Here is a 13306-nt window from a genome sequence, read left to right as displayed (position 1 = left end):
TGTGACGAGCGTGCCGCGGTCCCGCCCCTCCCACGTCGTCCTGCGTGCCGTGTGGGCGCTCCTCGGCGTCGCGGTGCTCGGGCTCGGCTCCGCGGTGCTGCTGTCCGCGCACGTCGGCGTGGACCCGTTCACCGCCGCGAACATCGGCGCGAGCGCGTTGCTCGGCGTCGACCTCGGCGTGTACCAGCTCGCGATCAACGCCGTGCTCCTCGTCCCCGTCGTGGTGTGGGGACGCCGGTACATCGGGGTCGGCACGATCATCAACATGGTCATGACGGGGTTCTTCGTCCAGTGGTTCTCCGCGCTCCTCGCCCCGCTCGTCCCGGACCCGCCGAGCCGCCTCCTGCAGACCGCGCTCTTCGTCGTGGGGATCGTCCTGTTCACCGCGGGTGCGTCCGCGTACATGACGGCGGGCGTCGGGACGGCGCCGTACGACGCGATCGCCCCGATCGTCGTCGACCGTACTCACGCGCGCTACCGCGTCGTCCGGGTGGTCCAGGACCTCGCGTTCGTGGGGCTCGCGATCGCGCTGGGCGGCCCGGTGGGAGTCGGGACGGTCATGACGGCGTTCTTCGCCGGCCCGCTCATCGACTTCTTCACCGAGCGCGTGAACAAGCCCCTGCTGCGGCGCGCCCTGCCCGACGACGACCCCACCGTCGTGTCCGAATCCCGCTAGCCAAGGCGCCGCCCGGCGGGTGAGGATCGAGTCATGACGACGACCCTCGCGACTCCGCGCACGGTGGCGGACCCCGTGTTCGCGGAGCGCTACCGCGCCATCGCGTCGCGCGACCGACGGTTCGACGGGCAGTTCATCACCGCCGTGAGCAGCACGGGCATCTACTGCCGTCCGTCGTGCCCCGCGCGCACGCCCAAGCCGGAGAACGTCACGTTCTACCTCACGTCCGCGGCCGCGCACGAGGCCGGCTACCGCGCGTGCAAGCGCTGCCTCCCCGAGGCCGTGCCCGGCACGCCGAGCTGGGACCTCGGGCACGACCTCTCCGCCCGCGCGATGCGCCTCGTCGCCGACGGCGTCGTGGACCGCGAGGGCGTCGACGGCCTCGCCGCTCACCTGGGGTACTCGGCCCGGCACGTGCACCGCGTGCTGGTCGCCGAGCTGGGCGCGGGCCCGGTCGCGCTCGCCCGCGCGCTGCGCGCCCAGACCGCGCGCGCCCTGCTCACGGGCACCGACCTCCGCCTCGCCGACGTCGCGTTCGCCGCGGGCTTCGGCAGCGTCCGGCAGTTCAACGACACGATCACCGAGGTCTTCGACACGACGCCGAGCGAGCTGCGCCGTCGGGCGCGGCCCGACCGTCCGGTCACTTCTCGCGGCGTGGGCGGGCGCGCCCTCGACGACCCGGGCGCGGTCGGGGACGACGGCGGCACCACCGCCGTGCTCGACCTCACGCTCCCCCTGCGCGAACCGTTCGACGCGCGCGGCGTGTTCGCGTTCCTCGCCGCGCGCGCGGTCGACGGCGTCGAGGTCGCCGACCTGACCGGTCCCGTCCTGTCGTACGCGCGCACGCTCGCGCTGCCGCACGGCCCGGGCGCGTTCCGCGCGACGTACGGCCCGCCGCCGGGGAGCGCCCGCGGCGCGGCGCGGTTCCACGTCGAGCTCGAGCTCACGTCCGTGGCCGACCTGCCCGCGGCGATCGCCCGGGTCCGCCGCCTGTTCGACCTCGACGCCGACCCCACGGCCGTGGACGCGGCCCTCGCGGCCGACCCGGCGCTCGCCGCGTCGGTGGGCACCGTCCCCGGAATCCGGGTCCCGGGCGCGGTGGACGCGACGGAGATCCTCGTCCGCGCGCTCGTGGGACAGCAGATCTCCGTCGCGGCCGCGCGCACGCACCTGTCGCGGCTCGCCGTCGCGCTCGGCACGCCGTTCGCGTCCCGGTTCGGGCCGACCCGCCTCTTCCCGACACCGGCGCAGCTCACCGACGGCGGTGCCGACCACGTGCGCGGGCCCGCGCGCCGCACGGCCGCGATCCTCGGCGTCGCCCGGGCCCTCGCCGACGGGTCGCTCGCGCTCTCCTCCGCCGACGACCCCGCCGCCCAGCGCGCAGCGCTCGAGGCGATGCCCGGTGTCGGCCCGTGGACGTCCGGGTACGTCGCGATGCGCGTCCTGCACGACCCCGACGTCCTGCTCGACGGCGACCTCGCCCTCCGCGCGGGCGCCGCGGCGCTCGGCCTGCCCGCCGACCGGCGCACGCTCGCCGCGCACGCGGAGCGCTGGGCGCCGTGGCGCTCGTACGCCGCGATGCACCTGTGGCGCGCCGCGGCCCCCCGACCCTCGTCCACCCCCACGAAGGAGACCCCGTGACCACCGCAGCCACCACCCCCGCGGCGACCACCACCGGAACGGCCGTCACCACGACGATCACCACGCCCGACGGCCCGTTCACGGTCGTCGTCGACCCCGACGGCACGGTCCTCGCCTCCGGCTGGACGGCCGAGCCCGCGGCGCTCGTCGCGCTCGTCCACCCCGACCTGCGCCCCGCGGACGTGACGCCCGTGCCCGACGACGCGCCCGCCGTCGTCCCGGCCGTCGCCGCGGTCCGCGCGTACTACGCGGGCGACGTGCACGCGATCGACGCCGTCCCTGTGCGGCAGGTCTCCGGGCCCTACCGCGCGCACGCGTGGGACGTGCTGCGCACGGTCGAGCCGGGCGACCCCGTCACCTACACGCGGTACGCCGAGCTGTCGGGGCGGCCCGCCGCCGTCCGCGCCGCCGCGGGCGCGTGCGCGATGAACGCGGCCGCGCTGTTCGTCCCGTGCCACCGCGTGCTGCGCACGGACGGCAGCCTCGGCGGGTTCCGCTACGGCCTCGAGGTCAAGCGCAGCCTGCTCGACCGCGAGGCACGCGCGGCCGGGGCTCCGTCGCTCCTCTGAGCGCTCGGCGCGCCGGGCACGCGCTCAGCCGGGGGCTCAGCCCCAGCCGAAGAGCTGGGTCCACTCCCGGTCCGCGTGCCCGACGCCGATCTCGCGCAGGTCGCAGTCGAGGATGTTCGCCCGGTGCCCGGGCGAGTCCATCCACGCGCGCACCACGTCCTCGGCCGTCGCCTGACCCTTCGCGATGTTCTCCGCGCCCGGGTTCGCGTAGCCCTGGGCCTTCGCGCGGTCCCAGGGGGACCGGCCGTCGAGGCTCGTGTGGTCGAAGTAGCCCTGGGCGAGCATGTCCTCGCTGTGGAGCTGCGCCGCGGCCGTGAGGCGCTCGTCGACGACGAGCGGGCCGCAGCCCGCCGCAGCGCGCTCCGCGTTGGTCCGCTCGACGACGGCGACGCCCTCCGCCGAGATCGCCCCCGGCCCGGCCGGGACCGCCGCGGCGGACGCCGAGGCGGGGGCGGGCGCCACGCTCGGCGCCGGGTCGGCGGCCTCGTCCGACGGCGCCGTGTCGGACTCCGCGTCGCCCGGACCCGGCTGCGTCGGCTCCGGGGTCGCCGGAACCGGCTCGGCCCCGTCGTCGGCCCCGCCCTGCTCCGCCTGCCCGGCGCCGTCCGACGGGATGTCCGGCGCGCTGGGCGCGGTCGGCTCCGCCGAGGAGTCCGAGGAATGCTCCAGGTCGTCCGCCGAGCGGCCGTCGGCCAGCGTGCGCGACGAGCGGTCGTCGCGCGGGTCCCGGCCGTCGAGCCAGGACTCCGGGTCGGTCCCCTGCCACGGCAGCGCCGCGACCACCGGGCCGAGCGGGCCGACGTGCTCCGGCCGGAGCTCGCCGGTCGCCGTCGCGACCGTGACGCCCAGCGGCGGGCCGAGCAGCAGCGCCGCGGCGACCCCCGACGTCACGGCGACCCGGGGACCGGAGCGCAGGTGCCGCGCGAAGGGGCCGCCCCGCCGTCGTGCCGCCCCCGGCGCCGGGACCGCGGACGACGGGCGCGCGGGCCGAGACGTCTCGGGTGCCGGACGCGAGCGGGGTACCTCCGCGGGCGCTCCGGCCCGGTGCCGGGGCGTGCGCTGCGGGGCCATCGCTCGACCCTACCCACCTCGCCCGCGGATGTGTACCGCTTCGTCCGTTCTGCCCGCTGTCCCCCTGACGTCGAACCCGGGGTTGTTCCCCGGTTCGGCGCCGAACCGGGGAACAACCCCGGGTTCGGCACCGTGAGGTCAGGCGATCGACGGCTCCTCGGGCGCCGAGACCGTGAACACCGCGCCGGCGATGAGCGGCACGGACGTCACGCGGCGTTCGAGGTCGTCGAGGCGGCGCGCGACCGACGTCTCCGACTCGTCGCCGCGCAGGTCCACGCTCGCCACGAGGTACAGCGCGCGCGGGCCCACGTACTCCAGGCGCAGGTAGGTCACGCGCTCGACCTCGGGCAGGTCCCGGATGCCCTCCAGGACGGCGGCGCGCGTCGCGGGCATCGCGGCCTCGCCCACGAGGAACCGGCGGTTGCGGTCGATGAGCACCACGGACACCACCGCGAGGACGACGCCGACGACGATCGACCCGATCGCGTCCGGGACGGGCGACCCCGTGACCTGGTGCGCGAGCACGCCCGCGAACGCGACGACGAGGCCGACCAGGGCGGCGGCGTCCTCGGCGAACACCGCCCGCAGCGTCGGGTCCGACGTGACGAGCACGTGGTGCAGCGTGTCGCGGTCGGCCGCCCGCGCCTCGTCGCGGGCCTGGCGTCGGGCCCGGAGGAACGACACCCCCTCCAGGACGAACGCGAACGCCAGCACGGCGTAGGCGACGCCGTAGCTGTCCGCCGGCTCGGGGTGCACGAGCTCCTGGATGCCGTGCGTGATGGACACCCCCGCGCCCACGGCGAACAGCCCGATCGCCGCGAACATCGACCACACGTACGCCTCGCGGCCGAACCCGAGCGGGTGCTGGGCGTCGGCGGGGCGCCGCGAGCGCTTGTCGGCGACGAGCAGGAAGATCTCGTTGCCGGTGTCCGCCCACGAGTGCACCGCCTCGGCGAGCATGGACGCGGACCCGGTGATCGTCGCGGCGACGGTCTTCGCCCCGGCGATGAGCGCGTTGGCGAGGAACGCGACGATCACGGTGACGGTGCTCTCGCCGCCGTCCTCCGGCCGGGCGACCCGGGGGTTGCGCGACTCCGGCTGCGGCGGGGCGGGCGTGGGGGCGTCGGCCATGCTGCCGGTCTACCAGCCGTGCTCACGGCCCGCGCGCGGAGCGCAGCCCTCCGGCCCCGGGAGCGCTCGCCGCCGCCGGCGCGGGACCTGCCGGCGGCGCGTCAGCGCTCCGAGGTCTCGCCTCCGGCGGGACCGACGTCGCCGGCGGCCGTGTCGGCGGTGTCGGCCAGGTCCACGTCGCCCGCAGCCGCGGGCTCGGCGCCCTCGCGCGACACCGGGCGGTCGGCGCTCCCGGCGCTCTCGTGCTCACCGACGTCCTCGCGCTCGGCCGCGTCCTGGTCGCGCGTGAGCTCGTCGACGACGAGCAGGTCGGTGCGTACCTTGCCGGTCCGGTACCCGGCGCGGCCGACCATGTGCGCCGCGACGGGCGACGTGAGGAGCTGGAAGATCACGACGAGGAAGAGCGTCGCGACGGCGCCCCACGAGCGCAGCCGGAGGCTGAGCCCCGCGAGCACGAGGATCAGCCCGAGGACCTGCGGCTTCGTGGCCGCGTGCATGCGTGCGAGGAGGTCGGGAAAACGCACGACGCCGACGCCCGCGGCGAACGCGAGGAAGGCACCGCAGAGCAGGAAGACGGCCGAGACGACGTCGGCCACGGTGTCCCAGAACGCGGTCGTCGGGTCCATCACCGCACCTCCCCCTCGGGCGCCCCGCCGTGGTGCTCGGGATCGACGGCTGATTCCCGGTCGGCCTCCTCGGCCTCCCGGCGGGCGGCGTCCTCCGCCGCGATCTCGTCGGCTGTGCGGATGCGGCCCTCGTCCTCGGGCTCGACCGACGCGAACCGCGCGATCGTCACGGAGCCCACGAACCCGACGAGCGACAGGACGACGAGGATCGGGATGGTGTCCGTGCGCCGCGAGAACGCGGCCTCGAGCGCGATCGCCCCGACGAGCGTGGTCGTGAAGACGTCGAGCGCGATGGTGCGGTCGAGCATCGACGGCCCACGCTCGGCGCGGACGATCGCGAGGCTCGCGCCGACCGCGAGCAGCGCGGCGCTCGCGATCACGACGACGAGGTAGACGGTGTCGCTCATGCCTCGGCCACCTCTCGCGTCGCCGGGTCGCGGTACAGGCCCGCGGCGCGCAGCTCGTCGTTGGACGCGAGCGCGTGGAGCACGCGCGCCTCCAGCGCGAGCGTGTCCGCGCGGACCTTCTCCACGCCGCCGGCCGCCTCGACGTCGAGCACGTGCAGGTAGAGCATCCCGGTGAGGCGGTGCGCCTCGACGACGATCGACCCGGGCACGAGCGAGGAGAGCTCGGCCGTGATCGTCAGGTAGATGTCCGACGGGTTGCGCAGCCGCACGCCGACGACGGCCCCGCGCGGCGTGTGCCGCGGCGTGAGCGCGAGGAGGCTGACCTGGAACGACGCGACGACGAGGTCGGAGACGAAGCGCGCGACGAGCACGGTGAAGGGCCACGGCCGGAGCTTGCCGCGCGCCGCGATCGACGGCAGCGGGAAGAACGTGATGACGGCGAAGCCGAGGATGACGCCCGCGAGGACGTTGCCCCACGACAGGTCGCCCCACAGCATGACCCAGACGATCGTCAGCCACAGGATCGTGCGCCACTGCGTGGTGACGCGCGCGAACCAGCCGGAGGCGAGCGCGCGACGGCGGCGGTGCAGGCTCATCCGTCCCCACCCCCGGTCGTCGTGGCGGGCTCCGTGTCCGTCTCGCCGGTCGCGACCTCGTTCGACTCGCCCTGCCCGCGGTCGGAGTCGCCCGGGAACACGGCGTCGACGTACGTGTGGCCGTCGAGCAGCGTCGCGGCGGCGCGCTCGGTGTACGAGTAGAGCGGTCCCGCGACCACGGTGAGCGCGAGGCCGAAGGCGACGAGCGCCGTCGCGGGCCCGACCATGCCGCGCGGGAGGCGTGCGTCCGCGGGGATCTCGACGGGCGCCGTCTGCCAGAACGCCTTGTTCCACGCCTTGACGATCGCGTAGAGCGTGAGCAGAGACGTGACGACCGACCCGACGACGAGCGCCCACGCGAGCGGCGTGCCCTGCGCCACGCCCTCCTCCAGCAGGCCGACCTTGCCGAGGAAGCCCGACAGCGGCGGGATCCCGGCGAGGTTCATCGCGGGGATGAAGAACAGGATGGCCAGACCGGGCGCGAGCTTGGCGAGGCCGCCGAGCCGGTCGAGCGACGTCGACCCGCCGCGGCGTTCCACGAGGCCGACGACGAGGAACAGCGTCGTCTGGACGGTGATGTGGTGCACGACGTAGAAGATCGCGGCGGCCATGCCCGGCTCGGACGCGAGCGCGATGCCGAAGATCATGTAGCCGATGTGGCTCACGAGCGTGAACGACAGGAGTCGCTTGATGTCGTTCTGCGCGACGGCGCCGAGGATCCCGACGACCATCGTGAGCAGCGCGAGCCACATGAGCACGTCGTCGACCACGCTGTCCTCGGGGAACAGCAGCGTCTGCGTGCGGATGATGGCGTAGACGCCCACCTTGGTGAGCAGGCCGGCGAACACCGCCGTGACGGGCGCGGGCGCCGTCGGGTAGGAGTCGGGCAGCCACGCGGACAGCGGGAAGATGGCCGCCTTGATGCCGAACGCGAGCAGCAGCAGGAGCTGGATGGCGAGCGCCATGCCCGGGTCGATCTCGGCGTAGCGCTCGGACAGCTGCGCGAGGTTCACCGTGCCCGTCGCCGCGTACGTCAGGGCGATCGCGACGAGGAACACGATGGACGACAGCAGGGCCACGACGACGTAGATCGACCCCGCGCGGATGCGCTCGCCCGTGCCGCCGAGCGTGAGGAGCACGTAGCTCGCGGCGAGGAAGATCTCGAACCCGACGTAGAGGTTGAACAGGTCGCCCGAGAGGAACGCGTTGAACACGCCCGCCGCGAGGACCATGAACGTCGGGTGGTAGATGGCGACCGGGGCCTCCTCGTCGCCGTCCGCCACGCCCTGCGCGAGCGAGTAGAGCAGGACGCACAGCATGACGAAGCTCGAGACCACGAGCATGAGCGAGGACAGCCGGTCCGCGACGAGGTCGATCCCGACCGGGGCCGCCCAGCCCCCGACGTCGACGACGATCGGCCCGGAGTCGGCCGCGACCAGCAGCCCCACCGACGCCGCGAGGACGAGCGCGAGCGCCGCGACCGTGATGAGGCGCTGCGCGCGCGGGTGGCGCCACAGCGCGAGCGCGAGGCCCGCCGCGACGAGCGGGAGGACGACGGGCAGCGGGACGAGCGCCGCGGCGGTGAGGCTCATCGCGGCTCCTTCCCGTCGTCGCTGCGGTCGTCAGGTCGTGGGTCGTCCGGGCGGTCGCGCCGGGCGTCGTCGCGGCCCGCGGCGTGCGGTGCCGGGGACGACGGCGGTTCCTGCCCGTCGGTGATCCCGTCGCCGTCGCCGTCGGTCTCGTCGCGGACCTCGGCGGCCTCGTCGTCCAGGCTCGCGCCGCTCTCCTCCGTGTCCGCGTCCTCGAACGCGGGGGCGTTGCGCGCGGCGTGCCGCGCGACGCGACGGTCCTCGAGGTCGTCCTGCACCTCGTCGTGGCCGTGGAGCTGCCACGACCGGTACGCCATCGCGAGCACGAACGCCGTGATGCCGAGCGTGATGACGATCGCGGTGAGCACCATCGCCTGGACGAGCGGGTCGCTCATCTCGTCCTCGGGCGTCGTGCCGATGAGGGGCGCTCCCCCGGCGCGCCCGCCCGCGACGAGGAACAGCAGGTTCGCGCCGTTGCCCATGAGGATGAAGCCGAGCAGGACGCGCGTCAGGCTGCGCTCCAGCAGCAGGTAGACGCCCGCCGCGAAGAGCACGCCGATCGCGAGCACGAGGACGACGCTCGGGGTCATGTCGATGACGTTCACCGCCGACCACCCCCGATCGAGTCGGGCTCCATGGCCTCGAACGGCCCGGTGTCCTCGCCCGGCTCGCGCCCGGCGGCGGCGCGCTCGGCGTGGCGGTCGATCTCCGCTCCCAGGGTGCGCAGGATGTCGAGGACGAGGCCCACGACGACGAGGAACACGCCGACGTCGAAGAACAGCGACGTGACGAGGTGGATCTCGCCGACGAGCGGCAGCGCGATGTCGTACGCGTCGCTGCCGAGCACGTTGCCGGTGAGCAGGAACGCGACGAGGCCCACGCCCGCGGACAGGAACAGCCCCGTGCCGAGCAGCAGACCGGGGTGCACCGGCGCAGCCTCCCCGAGCTCGTACCGCCCGCCCGCGAGGTAGCGCACGATGAGCGCGATGCCGACCACGAGCCCGGCCGCGAAACCGCCGCCCGGCGCGTTGTGGCCGGAGAACAGCAGGAAGAGCGCGAAGACGATCATGGCGTGGAACAGCACGCGCGTGACGACCTCGAAGATCACCGAGCGTCTCTGGGGCGCGAGCGTGCGGCCCGCGCTGAGCCACACGAGCATGCGCGGCTGGTCCTTCTCGGTGACCCCGCGCCGGCGCAGCGCGGCGCCCGGGTCCGCGCCGCCCTCGCTCCATACGCCCGAGCCGGACGACGTCGTGGCGGGCTTCGCTCCCGACGCCCGCAGGATCTCGCCGCTGCGGGTGCGCAGGAACACCAGCGACGCGACGCCCGTCGCCGCCGCCAGCAGGACGGAGATCTCGCCCATCGTGTCCCACGCACGGATGTCGACGAGCGTCACGTTGACGATGTTCTTGCCGTGCCCGTACTCGTACGCCTCGGCCGGGAAGTCGACGGAGATCGGCGTCGCGACCCGGGCGAGCGGCGCCACCACGGCGAAGCCCATCATGACGACGGCGACGGCCAGGCCGATGCCCAGGCGCACCCACCGGCTCGCGGCGAGCGGCCGGTTGGAGAAGTACGCGGGCAGGCGGCGCAGCACGAGCACCATGACGACGAGCGTGATCGTCTCGACGAGGACCTGCGTGAGCGCGAGGTCGGGCGCGCCGTGCAGGAGGAAGAGGACGGCGTTGCCGTAGCCGGCGATGCCGACGAGGATCACGGCCTTGAGCCGGCGGCGCGAGCGGGCGGCGAGCACCGAGGCGATGCAGATCGCGGCGACCGCGACGAGCTGCGCAGGACGGTCCCACGCCTTGAGCTGCTCGGGCCACGCCGTCTGCGCGACCATGACGACCCCCGGCCCCAGGACGAGGACCACGAGGATCGCGCCGAGGTAGAACGGCAGCGAGCCACGCTGGGTGACGGCGGTGACGTCCGCCGCGAGGTCGTCGAGCTTGCGCATGACCTTGCGGTAGGTGACGTCGGCCTCGGGGCCGGTCCACAGCGACGCCTGGAACCGCTCGACGCGCGCCCGCTGCCAGAACAGCACGACGCCGACCGCGAGGACGAGGACGGTGAGCGCGAGCGCCGGGGTGAAGCCCGCCCACAGGACGAGGTGCCCGGGCTCGCCCACGGGGTACGTGTCGGCGTACGGCGCGAGGAGATCCTCGCCGAAGTGCGGCACGAGCGCGGTCGCGAGGCCGAGGACCGCGAGCACGACGGCCGGGCTCACGAGCAGGAACGGCTGGCGATGGATGCGCGCGGGGTCGATCGGCGGCTCGTCCGCCGCGACGGCGGGGCCGCGCGCGGCGCCCGGACGCAGGCCTACGTGCTCGTTCGCGCGGGACGGGGACGTGCCGAGGTGCGGCTTGGACGCGAACGCGCCCCACCAGAACCGGATCCCGTACGCGACGGTGAACATCGACCCGACGACGACCGCCCAGAGCACCACCGTGTCGACCCAGACGGGCCCCTCGCCGTGCAGCAGCGACTCGAGCGCCGCCTCCTTCGCGACGTACCCCGCGAACGGCGGCAGCCCGATCATCGACGCCGTCGCGAGCCCGCCCGCGACCGCCGTCCACGGCAGGGCCTTGCCCACCCCGGTGAGGCGACGCAGGTCGCGCGTCCCGGTCGCGGCGTCGACCACGCCCACGACGAGGAACAGCGACGCCTTGAACATCGCGTGCGCGCCGATCATCGCGAGCCCGGCGAGCGCCGCGCCGCGCGTGCCGAGGCCGACGAGCAGGATGATGAGGCCGAGCTGGCTCACCGTGCCGAACGCGAGCACGAGCTTGAGGTCGTACTGGCGCAGCGCGCGGTAGCCGCCGACGAGCAGCGTGCCCGCGCCGAGCGCGATGACCATCGACCGCCACACGGTCGTGTCGGAGTACGCGGGCGCGAACCGCGCGACGAGGTAGACGCCGGCCTTGACCATCGCGGCCGCGTGCAGGTAGGCGCTGACCGGGGTCGGCGCGGCCATCGCCGCGGGCAGCCAGAAGTGCAGCGGGATGAGCGCGGACTTGCTCGCCGCGCCCACCAGGAGGCACACGATCGCGGCCGTCACCGCTCCGCCCGTCGGCGGGTCGGCGATGATCTCCGACATCCGGAAGGTCCCGCCCTGGACACCGAGGATCACGACGCCCACGAGCATCGCGAGGCCGCCCGCCGTCGTCACGACGATCGCCTGCATCGCGGCACGGCGGCTCGCCTTGCGGTCGGCGTAGTGCCCGATGAGCAGGTAGGAGAAGACGGTCGTGAGCTCCCAGAAGACGAACAGGAGCAGCATGTCGTCCGCGGTGACGAGCCCGACCATGGCCCCGGCGAACGCCGTGAGCACGCCGCCGAACCGCCGCAGGCCCTGCGCGGTGGGCGAGAAGTAGGCCGAGCAGTAGACGAGGACGAGCGCACCGACGCCGCCGACGAGCAGCAGCATGAGCCACGACAGCGTGTCCATGCGGAACGCCAGCTCGAGCCCGAGGCCGGGGACCCACTCGACGACCTGCGTCGGGTGCTGCCCCGACATCACGCGGTCGGTCCAGGCGAGCGCGTAGACCGCGGCCGACGCCGGCGCGAGCGCCATGACGAGGAACGCCCGGCGACCGAGGAGCGAGACGAGTGCGGGCGCGCCCAGTGCCATCACGAGATGGGCAACGAGCACGTAGAGCACGGGCCGCTCCGTCCGGGTCGGGGGCGGGGTGGGCAGGCAGAGCCGGGGGTCTTGCTGGACTTGTCATCGTCGCACCCGCGGAGGGGAGTCGCAGGGCACGACAGTTCACGGCGACGGCGATGCCGTGCCACGAACCATTTTACCGACTCGTCAGCCCTGCACGGGCCCCGCAGCCCGGACCGTGACCGATTCCTCAGTCTCCCGTCAGAGATCCTCGGGGTCCACGAGGAACTCCGCCTCGTCCGCGATCTCGCCCCCGACGGCGTCGTGCAGCGTCCGCGTGACCTGCGCGACGACCTCCGCGGCCCGCTTGCGCGCGACCTGGTGGTCGAGCGACGGCTGCTCCCGCTGGGACTCGACCAGGTCCCGCGGCTCCCACCGCACGCGGTAGCTCACGGCGCCGTCCACCGTCCACGGCAGGCCGCGCAGCAGCAGCGGCAGGGCCTCCTCGCCGCCCACCTCGACGGCGACGAGCCCGTCCATGCCGAGATCGACGATCAGTCCGTACCCGTCGAGGACGGCGCCCGTCGTCAGCGCCTTGATGTCGACGTCGTCCGCGGCCGCGTGGATCGCGCGGCGCAGCGCGGGGTCCATCTTCTCGCCCGGGTACAGGGGCAGGTCGGCGATGCCCTTCGGGGGGCCCTCGTACGACTTCCCCTCGGTCGCGAGCCGCGTGCGGGGGTTGAGCCGCGCGACGAGCGCGAGGGCGGCGTTCGGGTCCAGCCAGACGTCCGAGTACAGCGCCATGTCGACCGCGACGCCCGGGTCGGGCGTGAGGACGACGCCCGGGGCCGCCGGGTTCCCGACGTCCGTCCGCACCGAGCCACCGAGCCGGCGCGCCGCCGCGACGAGGAACGCCACGACCCGCTCCTCCTCGCGCACCGGCAGCCCGCCGGGGAACGCGCGGCCGATCCCGTCGCGGTCCCCGCCGCCCGGGTACGGGACGTCGCCGCGCTCGCGCGGGCACACGACGTCGAACACGAGCGTCGTGCCCGGCGGCAGGCCGGAGCCCGGCCCCGCGTACGGGCCGGTGATCGTGGTGTGCCGCGACGTGCGCAGCACGCCCGGCGCCCCCGGTGCCGCCGTGCGGGCGGGCGGCACGAGCGGCTCGGTACCCTCCGGCGCGACGTCCCAGCGCGCGCCCGCGAACCGCGACAGCGCGAGCGTCTCGACCTCGTCGACGACGACGTCGGCCGGGAGCCCGAGCAGGTGCCGCGCCTGGTACGACTGCGCGGCGCCGGGCCCGTCAGGGTGCGGCAGCGGCGGGAGCGGGCTCATGCGGTGCGGTCCTCCGGTCCTCGGGTCCTGCAGGGTCGAACGACGTCCGACGCGGCGTGCC

Annotated in this window: 12 protein-coding genes; 3 read left to right on the top strand and 9 right to left on the bottom strand. The window is 74.8% G+C overall.

Annotated features, from left to right (window positions below; translation table 11 throughout):
- The first annotated feature begins 1 nt into the window (after window position 1).
- From A0J59_RS12020 to A0J59_RS12010, 3 genes are read left to right on the top strand one after another with little or no spacing between them, the layout of a single operon-like run.
- Entirely contained in the window at window positions 2–676 is a 675-nt protein-coding gene (locus tag A0J59_RS12020) for a YitT family protein (protein ID WP_220084475.1), read from the top strand.
- Window positions 677–709: 33 nt separating this feature from the next.
- Complete coding sequence (locus tag A0J59_RS12015; RefSeq protein WP_064316241.1) at window positions 710–2317, top strand: AlkA N-terminal domain-containing protein; 1608 nt, start codon at window positions 710–712, stop codon at window positions 2315–2317.
- On the top strand, window positions 2314–2886 hold the full coding sequence (locus tag A0J59_RS12010; RefSeq protein ID WP_064316247.1) for a methylated-DNA--[protein]-cysteine S-methyltransferase: 573 nt from the start codon (window positions 2314–2316) through the stop codon (window positions 2884–2886). The genes A0J59_RS12015 and A0J59_RS12010 overlap by 4 nt, the downstream gene beginning before the upstream one ends.
- 36 nt (window positions 2887–2922) lie before the next feature.
- Here A0J59_RS12010 and A0J59_RS21620 read toward each other — a convergent pair whose 3' ends face one another.
- From A0J59_RS21620 to A0J59_RS11965, 9 genes are all read right to left on the bottom strand, one after another.
- Entirely contained in the window at window positions 2923–3957 is a 1035-nt protein-coding gene (locus A0J59_RS21620) for a CAP domain-containing protein (protein ID WP_156532987.1), read from the bottom strand.
- Between the two features lie 138 nt (window positions 3958–4095).
- Window positions 4096–5088: a cation diffusion facilitator family transporter gene (locus tag A0J59_RS12000; RefSeq protein WP_082141323.1), complete on the bottom strand. Its 993-nt coding sequence runs from the start codon at window positions 5086–5088 to the stop codon at window positions 4096–4098.
- Window positions 5089–5189: 101 nt separating this feature from the next.
- A complete protein-coding gene (gene mnhG, locus A0J59_RS11995) occupies window positions 5190–5714 on the bottom strand; it encodes a monovalent cation/H(+) antiporter subunit G (RefSeq protein WP_082141324.1) in 525 nt (174 codons plus the stop codon).
- A complete protein-coding gene (locus A0J59_RS11990; protein WP_047233550.1) occupies window positions 5714–6121 on the bottom strand; it encodes a monovalent cation/H+ antiporter complex subunit F in 408 nt (135 codons plus the stop codon). Before A0J59_RS11990 ends, mnhG begins: the two co-directional genes overlap by 1 nt.
- Window positions 6118–6717, bottom strand: a complete 600-nt coding sequence (locus A0J59_RS11985; protein ID WP_047233551.1) for a Na+/H+ antiporter subunit E — start codon at window positions 6715–6717, stop codon at window positions 6118–6120. The genes A0J59_RS11990 and A0J59_RS11985 overlap by 4 nt, the downstream gene beginning before the upstream one ends.
- Complete coding sequence (locus tag A0J59_RS11980) at window positions 6714–8309, bottom strand: Na+/H+ antiporter subunit D (RefSeq protein WP_047233552.1); 1596 nt, start codon at window positions 8307–8309, stop codon at window positions 6714–6716. Before A0J59_RS11980 ends, A0J59_RS11985 begins: the two co-directional genes overlap by 4 nt.
- Window positions 8306–8896 carry a Na(+)/H(+) antiporter subunit C gene (locus A0J59_RS11975; RefSeq protein WP_082141332.1) on the bottom strand — a complete coding sequence of 197 codons (591 nt, stop codon included), beginning with the start codon at window positions 8894–8896 and terminating at the stop codon, window positions 8306–8308. Before A0J59_RS11975 ends, A0J59_RS11980 begins: the two co-directional genes overlap by 4 nt.
- 11 nt (window positions 8897–8907) lie before the next feature.
- The gene (locus tag A0J59_RS11970) at window positions 8908–11967 is read right to left on the bottom strand and encodes a Na+/H+ antiporter subunit A (protein ID WP_082379495.1); all 3060 of its coding nucleotides are present in this window, start codon (window positions 11965–11967) and stop codon (window positions 8908–8910) included.
- Between the two features lie 204 nt (window positions 11968–12171).
- Complete coding sequence (locus A0J59_RS11965) at window positions 12172–13245, bottom strand: hypothetical protein (protein WP_047233553.1); 1074 nt, start codon at window positions 13243–13245, stop codon at window positions 12172–12174.
- Window positions 13246–13306: the final 61 nt, after the last annotated feature.

Origin of the sequence: Cellulosimicrobium sp. I38E (assembly GCF_001647255.1) — a bacterium.
GTDB classification, from domain to species: domain Bacteria; phylum Actinomycetota; class Actinomycetes; order Actinomycetales; family Cellulomonadaceae; genus Cellulosimicrobium; species Cellulosimicrobium cellulans_E.
This window is presented reverse-complemented; position numbering and strand designations above follow the sequence as displayed.

Coding starts and splice junctions, on each gene's coding strand:
- A0J59_RS12015 (WP_064316241.1), top strand. CDS start 710: ATGACGACGACCCTCGCGACTCCGCGCACGGTGGCGGACCCCGTGTTC.
- A0J59_RS21620 (WP_156532987.1), bottom strand. CDS start 3,957: ATGGCCCCGCAGCGCACGCCCCGGCACCGGGCCGGAGCGCCCGCGGAG.
- A0J59_RS12000 (WP_082141323.1), bottom strand. CDS start 5,088: ATGGCCGACGCCCCCACGCCCGCCCCGCCGCAGCCGGAGTCGCGCAAC.
- mnhG (WP_082141324.1), bottom strand. CDS start 5,714: ATGGACCCGACGACCGCGTTCTGGGACACCGTGGCCGACGTCGTCTCG.
- A0J59_RS11990 (WP_047233550.1), bottom strand. CDS start 6,121: ATGAGCGACACCGTCTACCTCGTCGTCGTGATCGCGAGCGCCGCGCTG.
- A0J59_RS11985 (WP_047233551.1), bottom strand. CDS start 6,717: ATGAGCCTGCACCGCCGCCGTCGCGCGCTCGCCTCCGGCTGGTTCGCG.
- A0J59_RS11980 (WP_047233552.1), bottom strand. CDS start 8,309: ATGAGCCTCACCGCCGCGGCGCTCGTCCCGCTGCCCGTCGTCCTCCCG.
- A0J59_RS11975 (WP_082141332.1), bottom strand. CDS start 8,896: ATGACCCCGAGCGTCGTCCTCGTGCTCGCGATCGGCGTGCTCTTCGCG.
- A0J59_RS11965 (WP_047233553.1), bottom strand. CDS start 13,245: ATGAGCCCGCTCCCGCCGCTGCCGCACCCTGACGGGCCCGGCGCCGCG.